This window comes from Pseudomonas neustonica (genome assembly GCF_003797945.1).
In the GTDB taxonomy this organism is placed as follows: Bacteria; Pseudomonadota; Gammaproteobacteria; order Pseudomonadales; family Pseudomonadaceae; genus Halopseudomonas; species Halopseudomonas neustonica.
In genome coordinates this window covers 20,133-38,555 of the sequence record NZ_RKKU01000012.1, presented here as the reverse complement: position 1 = coordinate 38,555, position 18,423 = coordinate 20,133, and the positions used below count along the sequence as shown (strand labels likewise).

Sequence of the window (18,423 nt, the reverse complement as noted above, 5' to 3'; positions counted from 1 at the left end):
CGCTCCATTAGTTGATGTTCAACAGTGAGGTTGACATGCGTGCTTCAGGGATAAGAACGAAAAAAAATAATGGGTTGTTCAATAGAAACCCTTCACCCAAGCACCCGCTTACGGCGCTCATGTTGGCGTCTGGGCTGCTGCCGGGATGGAGCCTGGCCAATGATATTACGCTGCACACTGGCAGTGGCGGGCAGACCAATACCGTTATCTCCGTCAGCGGCGCTAATACCGATATCAGCACCGGAACGGTGCGTGGCCAGACCGGCTTCAACTCCTTCGGTAACTTCACTGTCGATACGGGTAACACGGTTAATCTCCACGTGCCGGGTGGTGCCAATAATCTGGTTAACCTCGTGCATGATTCGCGCGCGGTGGTCAACGGCACGCTGAATGGCCTGAAAGGCGGCAAGATTGGCGGCAATATCATTTTTGCTGACCCACACGGCTTTGTAGTCGGCTCCTCCGGTGTTGTGAACGTAGGCAGTCTAACGGTTACTACCCCCAATACCGCGACCATGGACGAGCTTCACCGTGTTGCCGTAGTCGATGGCGCAATGACCGGTGATCAGGCTGACGACTATGTGGCCAAGCTGGCGGCTGGTGAGCTACCCAGCGCCGAGCTGGCAAGTGACGGCAGCAACGCCATTGTCATCAGTGGTATGGTCAACACCAATGGTTCGATCAAGCTGCATGGCGCATCCGTTCTGATCGAGGCAACCGCCGGACTGGAGTCTGGCACAGATGTCGCCCGCACTGTCTTCAACAGTACGGTGAATACGGACGGCCTGACTATTGGCGACGGTATTGCCCGTGCTGATGGCGGTATCGTTATTACCGCCACCGATAATGTTGAGATTTCTGGTGAGCTGGCTGCCTTGATGGCTGATGACTCTGGTGCTCAGGTGCAGGTTGCCGCGCGCAAGTCACTGGAGCTCAACGGCAATGCGCTAATCAGCACCACTGGTCAGAACAGCAAAGATGGCGGTGATGTCATCGTTGAAGCGCCCTCAATTACTCTCACCGACAACGCTCGTATCGTCACCCGCGCCACCGGCGCAGGTAGTTCGGGCGATATTGCCCTTAACGCACTAAGCGATATCAGTTGTACCTTCTGCGACGAGGATGCCGAGGCGCAGACCCTTGATGAGCTGAAGAATGGCATTGAGCGTCAGGCCAATCCATGGTTGTCGGCCAATCTCGGCAAGGCTGAGATCATCATTGGCGAAAATGCAGAGCTGGATGCTGGCCATGCCACCGGTACCAATGCCGGAGATGTCACTCTGGATGCCTATGGCCTTAATCGGCAGATGGCAGGGTACGCTGAAGCCGGCGCCCGGATTGACGTGGACGGTAGTATCACCGGCCGCAACGTTACCATCACAGCTGATGCACGTGCCGGGGTCGCCCGAGATATTCTCGGTATGCTGCTCAGCAAGTACGACCTCAAGAACGACATCTCCCAGCTTGCATCCGATAATGGCTGGACCGAAGCGGAAACCTGGGCCAACGTGCTCGATACGTTGGCTGATCCGATCAAGGCGTATGCTGGTACCACAGATACCAATGCATTCCTCGAAACACCCACCAACTTCAGCGAACTGACCCTGCTTGTGCCGAACCTCTCGGCCTACATCGCCAAGGCTGATGCGGTTGTTGATATTGGTGCCACTGCCAACCTCAACACGTCTGAAGATTTGACCGCGTGGGCGTCCACTTCGCGCAATGTTTCCAGCTCCACCTGGAGTATTCCGGTTCTCGGCAAGAAAATTCCGTTTGGCTTTGATGCCGCGTACGGTCAGATTTCCGGGCTGACCGAAGTGGCGATAAACGAGGGTGCCACGCTCAACGTCGGTCAGGATCTAACGGTAGTTGCGCACAGTGACAATAGCCTGTCAGTTACTGCTGCCGCGGAAAACAGTGTGGACGGCGAAGGCAATGCGCTGAAAACCATGGGTCTTGGCTTCGGCATGGCGATGAGCGATATCACTACCCGCGCGGTAGTCGCTGATGGCGTCAATTTGACCGTAGGCCGCGATGTCAGCGTACTTGCCCTGACCGAGCAGGAGCTGGAAAACAGCGTCAGCTTCAAGGCCAGCGGAGAGGGTGCCACCGGCGGGCCGGCGGTCGGGGTATCACTGTTCAATAGTGATACCTACGCCGAGTTCAGTGCGGATTTATCCGGTGCTCGTAATCTGAATGTTAACGCGGCCAACCTAGTCTACAAGCAGATCACGTCCGTTTCTGTCTCTGCTGGTGCGTCCGAACCGGGGTATCTCGACAAGCTCAAGAAGAAGGCCAATGAGCAGGTCGCCAAACCAGTCACCGATTACTTGGGCGATAGCCTCAAGGACTTATTTGGCATTACACCCAAAGCCAAGGACGATACCGATAGTTCTACGCCCGCGACTGAAAGCAAGTTCCGCTTGGCATCGGCGGTGGACGTGACCCTGTCTGATCACAGTGTTAGATCGGTACTGGGTGGCGGCACCGCCGCGCCGATTATCGACGTCAGTGGCGACTTGGTAGTGAATGCATGGCAGCAGCAACAGAATCTGCACAACGCCGCCGAAAGCACCGTGAATGCCTCGGCCAAGCGTGAGGACGGAACGACCGATGGCGCAGAGGTGTCGCTTAGCGTCGCCGCAGTATATACCGAGCTGGATCAGCAAACCCATGCCATCATCGGCGATGGTACCCAGGTCAATGCCGGCCGCATTGGTGTGGGCGCTCGTTTCGAGCAACCTATCGGGCTGCTTGGGCTGGACCGCTGGAGTTCACTGAAACAGGTCTACGCCAACCTCAAGCTGCTGAGTGAAGGCCCTCAAGCGGTCGTCGGCAAAATTGCCACCCAGTACGCGAATTCGACGGGTGAAGCTGACAAGCTTGGCATGGCTGGCTCGCTGTCGATTCTACAGAACCGTATTGATACCCGCGCGTGGGCGGGTGATAACGTCAATCTGACGGCTACCTCCAACGACGATGTGGCCTGGTCCAGCTTGCTGGCCGCCGTGCTGCCAGAGCTGGACAGCACCGCTGCACTGGAAAGGCGCCGTGAAGCCCTGCGTACGCTGGGCTGGGAATGGTCTGCTCCATTGCAGGTCGTCGCTGATAACCAGCTTGAACAGTTGGCAGTTGCCGGCAACTTCGATGCTTTGTTCGGCACCACAAGCAAGGATGGTGGTGCGGTGGGTGCTGGTCTCAACATCCAGATCACCGACAACCAGGCGGTCGCTGGCATTGGTGCAAACGGCAGTCTTACCGCCGAGTCGGTAAATGTCAGTGCGCTACAGGACGAACTGATCATTGCGGTCAGTCCCTCGGCCGGCAAAGGCGCGAGTGTGGCCGGTAACGGCTCTATTGTGGTCAGCGTGGTCGACAGTACCGTGCATGCCTCCATTCACAACAGTACCGATGTGACGGCGGGTAGCGTAACCCTTGATGCTGAGCACGAACTCGGCTTGTGGAGCGCTGCTGGTGCTATCGCTGCGTCCGAAAATGTCGGTATCGGGGCCGGCGTCGCAGTGAACGTCGTCAATACGGATGTTTACGCATTGGTTGGCAACAACGTCGGCTGGCGGCCTGACTACCTGTCGACGGGGCTGACAGATAGCACCCGGGGCAACTGGCTGGTCAACGATCTTACGCTCAGCGCACAAAGCTCCGGGCAAAGTGGTGCTTTCTCGATTGCCGGCGCGCTGGCGCGCTCGGAGCAGGAAAAGGAACAGCAGGACGACGTAGCCAGCCAGAGCGGCGGGGCTGACTCCGGCTCGCAGGAAAAGGCTGGTAGCCTGGGTGAGGCGATCAAGACTTCGTTGACCAATGGTCTTGCGCTGATTACGGGTGAAGTGCAAAACGCTCAGGACAGCGCCGTGTCCACTGGTGAAGCGGCGATGGACAAGATAGGCGAGTATTGGGAAAAGCTGCAGACTGCATTCAACGGTGACAGCAGCAGTGACGGCAGTGACGGTACCACCAAGGAAGGCCTCAGCCTGGCAGCTGCGGCTTCTGCCAGCGTCAACGTTTCAGCGCAGAAGAACCGTGCCCATCTGGGCAGTATCGTACTCGATCCGCGTGATGCCGATGGCAGCAAGGTCAATGTGCTTTCGCTCAATCAGACCCACCAGTTCAGTGGTTCCGGCGCAGGCGCCCTGACGCTGTCTGGTGGTGACAAGAGCCAGCATAGCGCTGCATTAGCCGGTGCGGTCGCCTACAACCAGCTGAACAACGTGACCGAAGCGCTGATGCAGGACAGCGTTCTGCGCAGTAATGATCTGCTCAAGGTACAGGCCGCCAGCGGGGGTGATCAGATTGCCATGGGGTTGGGGCTGTCGGTCGCTGCCGGTGGTGAGAGCAACGTGGCGGTAGCTCTGTCCGGCTCTGCCGGCGTGTTCAACAACCAGACACGCGCTGCGGTGATTGATAGCGACGTTGCGCAGCGCAGTGCCGCACCCGGCACTATTGCTGTAAATGCCTACGACCGTTCCCGCTCACTGCTGGGCGGCGGCTCCTTTGCGGTAAGTAAGGATAAGGGCGGGAGCGCCGGCGGCTCGATGGTTCTGGCTATCATGGGCAATCAGCTTGAGTCCGAATGGCTGGGCAGCACGGCTAGTGATTTTGACAGTTTTGAGGTCAAGGCCAACAGTGCTTCTCGCGTGTTAGCCGGCGCGCTGGCGGTGGCTGCCAGCACGGGCCAGCAGAGTGGTTCGGGCGCTGGCTCATTGTTTGTTGTCGTGATGAACAACAAGGTCAAGGCGAACGTCGACAAGACTGACAACGCAGATTCGTCACTGACTGGCGGAGACGTCACCGTCGCCGCCGCGAGTGTTCCGGGTAGTGGTGCTCTGAATAGTATCTTTAATTACGACGCCAGTGCCGATAATGCGCTAAGTGAAACAGGTCTGGACATGACTGGCAGCAGTGCTACCTCACAGATTGAGGTGGAGGCTGAGACCAACGATGAGCTGTTCAGCGAAGACGGTATTGATACCGATACCGATGAAGCTTCCAGCACTGCCGATACCACCACACGTAATCTATTTGATAGTGGCGATATCGCCGGTGAAGCCGTGCTGGCTATCGCTGGAAGCGTCGCAGGCACTAGCGGCAAGACGGCAGTCGGCGGCGCTATTGGTGTGGTTTACAACGGCAGCGACTACAGCGCCAGCGTCGCCAATACCGATATCGATCTGACCGGCGATCTGGGTATTATTGCGCGCAATGAAACCGACGTGTTGGCGGGCACCATTGGCGCCGCGGTTGCTTCAAATATTTCTGTTGCGGGCTCGGCTACCGCGTTGATTGGCCGTGGCAAGGTATCCGCGGATCTGGATATGACCGGCCGCACCCTCAAGGCAGATGATCTCACCGTTCAGGCGCTGAAAACCGGTGGCCTCTATTCGCTGGCCGGTAGTATCGCTGGTAGCACTAATACCGCTGCGGTGGGCGCTGCGTTCAGTATCAATGACATGCAGCAGAGCGCTACTGCTAACGTCAGTGGCGGTACCTACGAGCTGACCGGTGACGCGACGCTTAATGCAGCTCAGCAGAGCCGTATCATTACTGCGGCGCTATCGGGTGCGGTCTCTGCCAGTGGCTCCGGTGTTGGCGCGGCAATGACGTACAACCGTATTGCCGATACCACCACGGCAGAGCTCTCTTCGGCGCTGATGAGCGCGCGTAATCTGTCCATTTCTGCCAGCCAGCCCAACCTCGGCGCTAGCATCTGGTCGCTGGCGTTCAACCTGGCCGCTGGTGGCGGTACCGCTGGCGTTGGCGCAGGCGTTGCGGTCAACCTGATCGACGCCGAACGGGAGGCCAAGCTGACCGACAGTACGGTCAATTTGAGCGGCGACGCCAGCCTGGTGTCCGCTCTGGACGGCGAAATCTGGAGTATTGGTATTGATGCTGCCGGTGGTGGAACCGCTGGCGTCGGCGGCTCCTTCGCTGCCAACAACATCAATGGCAGAGACGAAGTCAGCATCTCCGGCAGTACGGTCAATGCCCTTGGCAACGATCAGACTCTGACGCTGGACGCCAGCGCCGGTGCGGGTCTCACCATTGCTTCGCTGGCAGGCTCAGTGACCGGTGGCGGAACGGCTGCCGTCGGGCTTGCTGCATCGGTCAACCGCATTGCGGCAGATCGCAGCGCTTTGATTGAGGGCGCTAGTTTGATCGATGGCTTTACCGATGCCGGTCTGAAAAGTGGCGTGCAGCAGGCGATCTATTCTATCGCCGTCGCTGGTGGCGGTGCCGGTACGGTAGCCGTTAACGGAGCGACTACCACTAATATCCTGGACGGTGAGGAGCGTGCAGAGATTCTCGCTAGCGAATTGACGAATGTCGGCAGTCTGTCGCTCTCGGCTGCCGAAGGCTCGCGCACTATCTGGGGCCTGGGCGCGGTGATCAATGGCGCTGGCGGAACGGCGGTTGGTGCGGCCAACGTCAATAACATTATTCTCGCCAAGCGGGTGGCGAAGATCGAGGACTCGCTGGTTACGGTAACCGGCTTGCTGAATGTGGCCAGCGGCGGCGATGCGCTGATTCGCTCGGCAGCACTGGGCGGCGGCGGGGCCGGTACAGCCGCGGTCGGAGCATCGATTGCAGTCAACGTGGTCGACGGCGAAGAGTCGGCTAGCATCGAAGGCAGTGAAATCAAGGGTGCTAGCGAACTGAACGTCGAGGTCACCAAGGGCGAGGTCGATATCAAGACCCTGGCCGGCAACGTGCAAGGAGCGGGTGCTGGAGCGGGTGCTGGTGCGGTAGCGGTCAGCACGGTTACACAAGTGCGTCAGGCGTGGATCAGCGACAGCAGTCTGGAGCTGGCAGCTGGTGCCGATGCCCGAGTTGAGGCGCTTACCCAGGCTAATATTGATACGCTTGCCCTCAGTGGCGCCGCAGCAGGTACGGGCGCTGCGGCGTTCTCCAACACGAGTAACAACATTGATGCACGCACATACGCACGCGTTCTGAACAGCGGCGGTGAGGCGGATCAGATGCTGGTTAAGGCGCGTGACGCCTCCAGTATCAACTCTCTCTCCGGTGGTATCGCGGCGGCGGGCAGTGTTGCTGCGGGGGTTGCTACAGCGATCAACCGTATCAATAACGACATTGAGGCAAGGGTTTCTGGTCGCCATACGGACGGTGGTTTCACACTGAACGATCTGGCGGTTCAGGCGCAGTCGGATGCCGAAATCAATACGATTTCCGTTTCTGGTGGGTTCTCCGGAACGGTCGCGGCCAGCGGCGGAGTCTCTACCAGTATCCTGGATACCAGCGCGCGCGCGCTGATCAATGGTGGTGCTGGCGTACTGGCGCAGAACAACGTTGCGGTCACCGCCTTCAACAGCGATATCATCAACTCCTCCGCAGGTGTGGTTGCCGGCAGCGGCAATGCAGCAGTATCCGGCCTGCTGACGGTCAATGTGTTGCAGAGCGATACCGAGGCCGCCATCCGCGATGCGGCTACTGAGGTGACTGCTCTGGCGCTGGGTGATGGTGTTTCGGTCGACAATGGTGAGGTCGAGAACGCCCCTGATCCGGACGCTTGGGCCGATACCGAGCAGTTTGATCCCTCGCTTGACCTGCGTACCGGCAGCGAGTTGGTAAAAGGCGTGGCGGTCCGTGCAACCTCGTTGCAGCAGGCTGGGCAGATAAGCGTGAGCGCTGCTGTCTCGCTGGTTCCACTGGCTAGTGCCTCGGTCGGTGGTGTCAGCAATACCCAGGTGCTGGGTGGTTCGACCCTGGCGGCGATTGACCAGGCGCAGATCAATCAAAGTAATACAGGTGCGGCGGCAGACCAGCAGGTCAGCGTTGGTGCCGCGAGCCACAGTTACAGCGTTGGCGGCGTATTGAATGCGGCGTTATCTCTGGGGGCTGCGGCCGTTGCCGTAACCGCAGATACCGGTGTTATCAGCCGAGATGTTACTGCGCGGGTACGTGGTGCCAAAGTTACCACTCGGGGCGCAATGGATGTACATGCAAACGCGACTAACTCGGCCAGCAACATTGTGCTTAGTGCCTCCGGCGCGATTGTCGGTATTGCAGGTAGCGCGGCGGTGCTGGTTCTGGAAGGTAGTACCGAGGCGCTGGTGGATGGTGGCAGCGATCTCACTGTCGGTAGCCTGGATGTCACAGCCAACGCCATCAATAGCCTGGCTCCCAGTGCGGATACAGCCTCTGGCGGTGCGGTGGGCGCCGGTGCGGGTGTCGCCGTCGGCTACAACCGCAGCACAGTCCGTGCTTGGCTTGGTGCTCAGCCAGGTAGCCTTGAAGGGCGTACCAGCGTCACCAGCGGTGGTGCAATCAGTATTGAGGCGGACAGCCTTACTCGCCTCTTGGGTAATAGTATTAGCGTTAGCGGTGGTGGAGCGGCCATGGCTGGTTCGGTCAACGTGTTCATCGTTGAGAACGTGACCGAAGCTGGCGCTGGCAAGCTCGACCTGGGCTCGTCGGCTAATCGGGCGGCAAGCCTTACAGTTGATGCTTATGACAAGCTGATTGCCCTGAGCAATGCAGGCTCGGCCGCAGTTGGAGGCTTATCCCTTGGCGCCAGTGCGAACGTACTGGTCGCCAACAACGCAACCCGGGCAATGCTTCTCGATTCGCAGGTTTATACCAGCGGGGCGATCCAGGTGGGCGCCGCGCGCGACGTGGATGTGGAGCTGTATACCGTCACCGGAGGCGTCGGCGGTAGTGCGGCACTGGGTGGTAGTGTTGGCTTACTGATGTTGGGGTCGGGTTCCACTGCTGTTGAAGGTACCGACCCGCTGGATGAGCTGAATCAAAATGGCACTGGTACGCTATCGATGGTTGATGGCTTTACCAGCCGCGATACTCAGGTTACTGAGTACGATACCGTGGTTTACGACAGCGCCACCGGACAGTATGTGGTCGAGCGTCGCAGCAACTCGGCGGAGACGAGCCTGATTAATCAGAGCGGCCAGATTGGCTCGAGTGCCGATCGGCTCAAGGCAGGTACTACTTACTCCCATGAAACACTGGCGCGTATCAAGGGCGGCCGCGTTGATAGTCTGGGTGCCGTCAAGGTCAGTGCTATCGATTCCATCGCTACCCGAAACTTAAGCGGATCGCTACAGCTGGGGGCTACTGCTGCAGTGGGTGCTGCTGTGTCTTACACCCTTTCTAATGCCCGAGTGACCACTGATGTTGATGCGACCGTAATAGCCGAATCGTTGTTGACGACGGCGCAAAGCAAAGCGCTTAAAGACGAACCAGCAGTCAAGGTCGAGAGTTATACCGGTGCTGCCGGGTTCGGTGCAGGTATTGGCGCTGCAGTATCGGTCGCTGAGATGAATAATATTGTCAGCGTCAAACTGGCGGGTGATCAACGCTATAACTCAAGCCTTAACGCCTCGGCTGCAGATTCTCTGGGCTTATCAGTTACCGCAGATGGTGCGGCGTTTGGCGCTGTTGCGGCGGGTTTGGTGATTGGTACCGGGCTGCGTGACAGCGAAGTGGGTGTCAGCGTTGCCGCTGACAGCAAGTTGAGCGCCAACGGAATCAACCTGTCTGCTCAGGGTGCCGGAGCGTTAGAGGTAACAACGGTCGGTGCAGCGGGTGGTTTGCTTCTGGCCGGTACCGCAGTTGCCGCGCTGGGTATCGACAGCACGCGGGTCACTACAGAAGTAGGCGATCGTACGATTCTGGATGGAGGGGCTAATGGTGTGTTGGTGCAGGCTAGCGCCGCACCGCAGATTGATGTTAGCGCCACGGGTGTCAGTGTATCGGGTGGGGCAGGCGTTGGGGCTTCCTACGCGCGGGCGCAGAGCAGTAGCAAGGTGACTGCGAAGCTGGGCAATGCGGTTGATGTAAAAGGGACTGGTGGCCTCAAGATCTTGGCTAAGCTAGACCATCAGCGCACTGGTTCAGAGGTTGATCCGGACGAGGCGGCGGTCAGGGCACGTTCGATGGCCGGTACTGGCGGGCTATATTTTTCTGCCAATGGCTCGGTTGCCGAGGCGATCAATAGTTCGTCGGTACGAGCAACTACTGGCACCGACCTGAAGCTGCCCTCCGGCCGCGTTGAGATCGATGCACAAAGCCATACTCAGCAGTATGCCGAGGCGACGGGTATTGCCGTGGGCGGTCTTGCCGTAGGAGCTTCTGTCGCCGAGGCGCGTTCCACCACTGTAACAGAGGCTATTCTCGGTGATCGGGCGAATGATCGTGACGGTGCTTCTTTAATCACTGATCTGTTGGTATCGGCTGATGGCGAAGATATCAATCAGGCGAAAAGTATTGCCGGTAGCGGTGGTTTGATTTCAGGCAACGCCACTATTGCGCGTACCCGGACCTCTGGAACCGTGCTTGCAGACATTGGCAAGGCGGTTGATATCGCTGCCTCCAGTCTGGCGCTCACCGCTAAGTTCAATGCGCTTTACGGCACCCATGCAAACTCGGTTAATGCCGCTGTCATAGGCGGCAGCGGGGCTGGTTCCGACAACGAGGTCACGGTTAGCACCACCGCACGAATCAGCGACGACGCCGAGTTGTACGTCCTGCGAGATGTGCTACTGAGTGCCAACTCAAACATTTACACTCGCCATCTGGGTGAGGCTGCGACCGGTGCCGGTGGTGGCGTTATCAGTGGTCAGGCGGTTTTCAATCAGTCTGATGTAATAGCGGATAGCAAAGTCGATATCGGGGAGCGCACCATCCTGGTTGCCGGTCTCGCTGGTGGCGATTACGACGGCAAGCTGATCGCGCGAGCCTTCACTCGTCATGAAGCCTCCGAGGATGTCACTTTGAGCACCGGTGGTGCCATTGCCGGAGGCGGGGTCAATAACGTTCACAACGCGACCTTTACCAATACCGTGAAAGTAGGGGAAGACGCCTACCTGAGTGCCTATGGCCAGATTGGTCTAGGGACCTACACCCTGTCTTCAACGGCAATCGAGGCGCTCGTCAGCACGTGGGGGGCGGCGGGGGTCGGTACCGCTAACGCGCAGGCAAACATCAGCAGTCTGCAGTCAGTCTCGGTTGCCGATGACGCAACGCTAGCCGCACTGGGCAACATAGATCTGTCCGCCGGGCGTGATCCGGAGGGTCTGTGGCAGACCCGTATTAGTGCCGATAGCGTAGCTCACAGTGTGGTGCGGGGTATCATTGCGGTACCTGACGCGCGTGCGGATAGCAATATTAACAACGCTGCCAGCGTTATCGTTGAGCAGAACGCGTCTGTGTTGGCTGCGCGCAATATTACCGTGGGTGGTTACAACGGAATTACCTCAGCTCTTGCCGATGGCGAGGCGCGTGGTTATCAGCTCGGATTTATCCCGATTACCAGCCGTGATAGCCACACCAGCGAGGTGCGTGGCAGCTCTGCCCGGCTTGATGGTCGATTCCTGGCTGGCCGCTACAACGAGCTGATCATCGATATTGCCGCCGATGGCAGTATTACCCAGAGCGCAGGTCTGCCGACTGCGGCACTGAGTACTTCTAACTTTGTCCCGGCCGACTTTCTGAATAGTTACTCGGGGATGGATCCGATTACCAGGCAGATCCTGCTGAGCACCATTTCCAGCACTGCAACCGGGTCAATTGAATTGGGTTCTCTCTTGGCGGCTGGTGGCAATATCACCGTCAACGCAGATAGCCTGTCCGGGTCCGGCAATTTGACTGCCAACGGTGGGGCAAAGATTCAGATCACCAACCGCAGCAGCAAATACCTTCTGTTGGGCGATGCGCTGATTCCGGATGAACCGGGTGGTCATGTCCTGTTTACCGGCGGTGCTGGACGCTCCCAGTTCACCAGCGGTCTGATCAATGAAGTCAACGCAGATCGTCGGGCGGAAGTCCGTATCGACAACAGCTATGCGGGATACTCCGGTAACGTCAGCTATGGTCCGGCTATTTTCCTTACCGGGGATATCTACAACCTGGGCGGCCTGGTGCACATCTCCAACGCCAAGGGGTCTCTTGGCCAATTCGGCTCAACCTACGGGCAGCAGGTACTGATAGAAGTACCGGAAGGCTCGATGTCGGTATTCCAGCCCAATGGCTACTGGGCTGTGGGCTCCAACCCGTTATCCGAGTGGAAGAGTTTTGCTGGTGTGACCGGCTCGGCCAACACTGCTATCGAGTTGATCGCGAACTACGTATACGGCCCGGTGGGGATAGTGCTTAACAACTCGGGCTTGCTGATTCGGGCGGGCGGCAGTGGCCAGTCGGGTAGCAGCGACATTCTCTTTGGTGGTTGTCTGCCGGCGTCTTTGAGTAGTGGCTCAAACTGCTCGCAGTCTACAGCGCAGTCTTACACGGGAAGTGCTCTGCAGTTCCGCGGCATTGATAACGCCGCTTCCTGGATACCGACCATTGGTCTGCGCTCTTTAAACAAGAGCACGGCCAGCTATGACTCGGCTGATCTGACCGGCAGTGCTGCGAGCAAGCAGATTGTTGGTGGTCAGGTGGGTATTCAGGCGCGCTACATCGACATTAACGGGACTATCTCCAGCGGTCAGGCAACCAGCCGTAGTCTGACCGTTAGCGCGAGCTTGGATAGCTGGCTTGCCAACCATGCCTGCGCGTCCCGTACCTGTGTGTCAGCGGTAGATATCCCGCTTGGGTATCTGTCTGCCTCCGCAGGCAGCGCTCCAATAGCGGCCAAGTACGATTTTGTGAATCAGCGCATTCTTGTCGACGATGTCAACGCTTCGGGCGGTGGGTTCGTTTACATGAAAGGGGCGATTATCAGTACCAATCCGCTTGGCCGTATTGAAGTCAACAATGGCTACGGACAGGTCACCATAAGTAATTTGTCTCAGGCGAAGCTACAACTTGGCAATATTGATACTGGTGCCGGCTCAGTGGGTATTGTTCAGATTGTTGATACGCTCAAAGATAGGGTGAATGGCCAGTACGCCAGCAGTTGGTATGTACATACTCAGGGTAGTGGCCTGTCTGTATTTGATAACCGCAACGGTGGCAGCTCGATCAGCAGTGCCTATCTGGTCGGCAGTTCATCGGCCAGCAGCGCAACCTACACCCCGGACGCTAATGTGCGTTATGGGTGGAGTCAGCAGGCGTCGCTGAAACGTGAAGTGAGTCGAGATGCTGATAGCTTCTATGTCAGTGATTGGGTATGGAACTACCCTTCCGGGCAGCCGAATGATCCCTGGAATGTGGGCAGTGGCAGCCTTTTCTATGGTAATGGCACCGAGGGGGTGTATGAGCAAGACATTAGTGGGTCAGTGGGGGATTTCTACAGCATTGGGGTTAACTACCACGGCTGCGATGGCGGTATTGGCTCAAATTGTAACTGGAGCTTCAAAGCCAGTGATCAGTACGACAGTGGTGATCGTGCCGGTGAGTACTATGCTCAGTGGGGTTATCGCTTTGCGCGCAGCGCGCAGCTCACGATCAGTCACTCGGTCAAGGCAGATAACCCGTTCCAGATTGCGTTTATCGGCAACGCTACCGGTTTAATCGATGCAACCACGACCAACGATCTGTATGTCGGTGGTCGGCTCAACAATCCGGGTGGAAGTACCGTATTGACTGCCGGTGGCAATATCGTCGGCATGCCGGACGCTAACTCCTACAGCATGCATCTGACGATGACGGCGGCTGGAGAAGTGGGCAATGCGGGTAGTCCCTTCGCCGCGAGTTTGGCACCCGGCGGCACGCTATCGGTGTTGAGCGGTTCTGCGGGCGTAAATCTGGATATTGGTTCGGATGTGATCATCAAACAGGTTGATGCTGGTAATGGCAGCGGGGACGTTGTGATATCAGCGTCCGGCAACCTGCTGGGCAGTAGTGTTGTTGCGGCAACTACACCGCACGTTCGTGGACGTAATATCACGCTCTCCAGTGTGGCTGGCGGTATCGGTGAGAGCGGCAAAGCGCTGCGCGTTCACGGCAAAGAGGTAGCGACTGCCAATGGGGGTAGCGAGCACGGCGTGCTCAATGCTTTCGCTAATCGCGATATCTACCTGCATGAAACCGAAGGTGACAGTTGGGTAGGTAGCATCCGGTCCGAAACCGGTGATGTCTGGCTTCGCGTTCAGAGTGGCTCGCTATATGATGCTGGCCGCCGTCTCGCCTCCGATACCCTGGACGAATCCCAGCGCCAAGCGGTGTGGGAAAAACTCAGTCTGACTGAAGCCTATGGCGCCGAAGAGAATATCTACGCCACCTCGGTCAAGCCGTTCCAGAATATGGTTGACGCCAGTTACCGCGAATACTGGCAGCTAAAAGCGCTGGGCAGTGTTGCCGGTTCGGACTTTGTGCTTGATGACGCGAACCTCGCATTTATTCGACCGCTGGCAGAGCTGAGACTTGGAGCCTCGGGCGTGACTGACGCGCAGGTAAAACAGTTTGTCAGTGAGCGCTTTGCCGAGCTTGAGTCTTTCTTCGCCAGCAATATCGACGCTGACTGGCGCACACAGAGTGCGTTCCAGAGTTACGACGCATCGTTTGCTTACAGTGCATCTGCGGTGCAGGTTGATGCGTTGACCAATGACGCAATCTGGACAGCGGGCGAATTACTCTATGCGATTGACCAGACCGCTCTTGGGCCATCTTCGGGCACCTCCGTGGGCTCAGCCGAGCCCAATTTGTTCGGGCGCAATGTCAGTATTCAGGTCGCTGGTGATGTGGGGCAACTGGCCGACGCGCTGGAAATTAGTCTGGCCGATCTGAAAAACGGTAACCTCAGCGTTCAGCAGGCCGCTGCGCTTGCGGTCGCTAACGCGCCAGGCGATGTTGTGTTGAATCGCAATGCGGGCGGTGAGGTGGTCAGTCTATCGGTCAGCCGTACCTCACCATTCTATCTGGAAGCATCCGAGCGCTTTGATGCTGATGTCGGCGGCTCTCTCTACCTGCAATCTGCTGGTGACCTCAAGGTTGGTGTTGTCAACGCGCTAAAAAATGCGCGCCTGGCCGCTGCCGACGGAATTCTTGCGGCACAGGGAGCTGGTACCGGTCGATTCGGGATTGGTCAGGATCTGACCCTGCTGGCCGGAACTGGTAGCCTGGGCACCGATGACAGTGAGCAGAGCATGCTTACACTCAACGTTGGCGGACGCCTTTTGGCGGCGTCTGCTGGCCAGGATGTTGCACTGCAATGGGCAAACGGCGACTTCCGTATTGGTCAGGTGTTTGCGGTTGGCGATATCCACCTCAATGCGCTGGATGGCAGCCTGCTTGGGCAGTTCGATCAGTTGAGTGTCAGTGGGCGCAATATCCATCTGTTAGCCAGGGACGACATCCGTGGTGCAAGCGGGGCGCTGGAAGTCGAGCTCGAATCTACTGCAGCAGGTGAAGTATCGGGGCTCGCTGGTGGCGAGGCGCTGCTTAGCAGCGGTAAGTCGCTGTCGGTTGGCGAGTTCGGTGCAGGTGGCTTATTGAGTCTTTCTAGCCAGGCAGACTTGGCCGCTAGCAACCTGCAGTCCGGTGCAAATATGCAGCTAGATGCACAAGGTAAGGTCGAGCTGAAGCGAGCTGAGGCCGCCGGACACTTGCTGATCAACAGTCTGGATGCAGTATCGCTTGCCGACAGTGCAACAGCGGGTAGCAACCTGACTGTGATCGCAAGCAGCCTGGATATGGCAGATGGCAGTCGCTTCAGTACTGGCGGCACGCTTGCGTTGACGACTACCGGTGATATGCGTCTGGGCCTGCTGGACAACACGGGCACTGCCGCGACGCAGTTTCTGGTCAAGGCAGGTGGCTTGCTGCTGGCTAACGGCGACGGACAGGTCAATCTTCGCGGCACGCACGCGGGTATCGCTGAGCTGGAGGCCGGTCTCGGTATCGGCACCGAGGTTACACCGCTGCTGGTTGACCTGCCTAAGCTGACCCAGGTTGCAGCGATAACGGGTGACATTGTCCTGCAGCAGCAAAACGAGTTGAGAATTGATGAGCTGCTGTCCCAAAACGGCCGGGTGGTGCTCGGTAACGACGGGGGCTTGCTATCAGCAGGTTTGCTGGACGCTTATCAAACGCTCTCCTTCGTTGGCGGCAGTCTCTCGGCCGACAAGCTCTGGACTCGCACCGATGATATGTACCTGAACCTTGCTAATGATCTGGATGTAACTGCGCTGAATGCCGCTGGTCGACTGGATCTGCTGGTAGGACGGAACGCGCGGTTGGGCACAGCGGAGGTGCAAGGGCTGTCCGACATCAATGTCACGGGCGACCTGCAACTTGATGCGCTGCACGCGCGCTCGAATACGCTGTTGTCGCTGGGTACTGGTTCCTCGCTGGGGTTGTTGGATGTAACCGGTGACCTGAATCTTGCGGTCGATGGCCTGTTGAACTTGACCCAGGCAGAGGTCACGGGTGATGCGCAGCTGCAGCACCGTGGCGTGGCAGGTACCTCGCTGGAGTACGGTGTTTTGAACGTTGGTGACAACTTGTCGGTCACCGGCATAGGTGACTGGGTGGGGGGGCAGGCAAATGTTCAAAACGATGTTGTGTTCGACGTCGGTTCTGCCAACCTGGGCAGCGTTGACAGCACAACCGGTGCTCTGTCGTTGCAATCAGAAGGGCTGTTTGCCGCCCAGTCGCTGACCAGTCGACAACAGTCGGTTGAGCTGCAAGCTGGGTCTGCGCTGCTGGGTAATGTGCAGGCCGCGACCACCCTGAAAGTGAATACCAAGGGTGATCTGACCATCGCAAATGGCCGCAGTGGCGGCAATCTGACGCTGACTGCCGAGCCTGGCTTCACGGGCACTATTCGCTTTGGCGAGCTGGCTGACCCGGACGCACTCGATGTGCTGGTGCCGGCTCATCTCTACTCCGGCGCCGACATCCTGGTGCAAACCGATGGTGATGTCTTCGGCGGCAACGCAGAGGCGGTTGGCGAAGTACGCATGGTTGGCCGCAACCTGAACTTTGGGCGTGCTCAGAGCCTTGGTGCCGATGTCTTCCTGCAAGCAACGGGTGATGCAGATCAGGGTGATGGCAACATCACGGGCCTGCTGGTCGAAGCGGCGCGGGATGTATCCATTCTTGCCAATGGCAGCCTGTTCATGCCGACGGTGCGCTTCGGTGGTACCTATTCGCTGAAAGCGGGTCGCGATCTCACCGTAGGTATCGGTCAGGATCTCAATGTAAGTGGTGCCGCTGAAGCGGGGAGAGATCTGACCTTTATTGTTGGTGGTTATGTCGATTTGGCAAATGTGACTGCCGGACGCCATGTCAGCATTACGTCTGGCGAGTTCATCAATATCGATGACAGTGTCACCGCAGGGGGCAACATTCTGCTGGCGACAGCAAATGGCGGAATTACCGTTGGTAACGGCGTTATCTCTACTGGTGTTCCCTATCAGGGTGAGTTGCTGAGCGGCAATATTCAGCTCACCGCGACGGGCGATATTCGCGCTACCACGGTTAGCTCAGCATTGGGCAACGTGGATGCTGAGGGGCATCACCTATCGTTCGATAACCTGTTTGCTGAACAGGATGTGAATTTGCTGGCACTGGGCGCGATTGTGGTTAACGAGAGCGTCAGCGGAGGCGATCAGGACTGGTTTGCGAACGAGGATATCAGCTTCCAGCGTTTACTAGCGGGTGGGCAGGTGCTACTCGATAGCCTGCTTGATACCCGTGGTGATCAGGTTGTTGCTGATGCAGGCCTCACAGTCAATGCGGGTTGGCGCGCGGGTGTTGCTTCTCCGGCGAACATTCAGTTCCGACAGGTCGTTGCGCCGTCCATGAGTCTCTGGGCTGGCTCAGCAATTGAGGTGGCAGATGCTCAACTCGGCCAGTCGGCAGATCTCCACGCCCAAGACGTTCAGCTAACAGCCGAGCATACGGGTACTGGTACGCTGCAATTGTTGGCAGAAGGCTTGAACAACAGCGGGGCTGCGGGTGATCGTTTATTAGTCAGGCTTCAGGCCTCAGCGGTTAATACCTCGCTGTTGGACATGGTGTACACCGACTTTGAAACCTCCGGCGCGATTGCTGATTTCGCGGATATTCGCAACGCCGACTACCTGCGCTTGCGTACCCCGCAGACGCTGCTGATTGGGGATAACCTGTCGCCGGCTTACCGGCCGGAAGCCAATGTCCAGTTGTACGAGCTTGATAAGGCGTTCTGGTTGTTCCAGAACGGCGTATCTACCTATACCGACGCCTATGTACTGCACCGAGATGCTACGCATCTGGTCCGTGTCCCGAACTTTGCCGAAGGGCATCAGGACGGCGGGGTTGATTATCAGGGCATCACCGCGGCTCGGTACGCTCAGGCAATGCTCGCGCCTGACCTGATGGATCTGCGGCTCGGGCAGTTGCTGAATCAGGCTGCAGGTTACCCGTCGGCGCCCGCCACGCAAGTGCAGGTGCCGGGGGTTATGGGGCCGGTGAATCTGCAATGGCAGCAGGACTCAACCAACAATGACGGTGAAGAGGAGCGGTGGGACATCTGATGACAACTCAGTCAAGGACTAGTAAGCGAGTATG

Annotated in this window: 1 protein-coding gene; it reads left to right on the top strand. The window is 58.0% G+C overall.

Features of this window, described 5'->3' with window-relative positions; all coding sequences use genetic code 11:
* Window positions 1–119 precede the first annotated feature (119 nt).
* On the top strand, window positions 120–18,389 hold the full coding sequence (locus EF096_RS10800) for a leukotoxin LktA family filamentous adhesin (protein WP_158611267.1): 18,270 nt from the start codon (window positions 120–122) through the stop codon (window positions 18,387–18,389).
* Window positions 18,390–18,423 lie beyond the last annotated feature (34 nt).

Bases quoted from the DNA above. Each gene is read 5' to 3' on its own strand.
- EF096_RS10800 (WP_158611267.1), top strand. From the start codon at position 120: ATGTTGGCGTCTGGGCTGCTGCCGGGATGGAGCCTGGCCAATGATATT.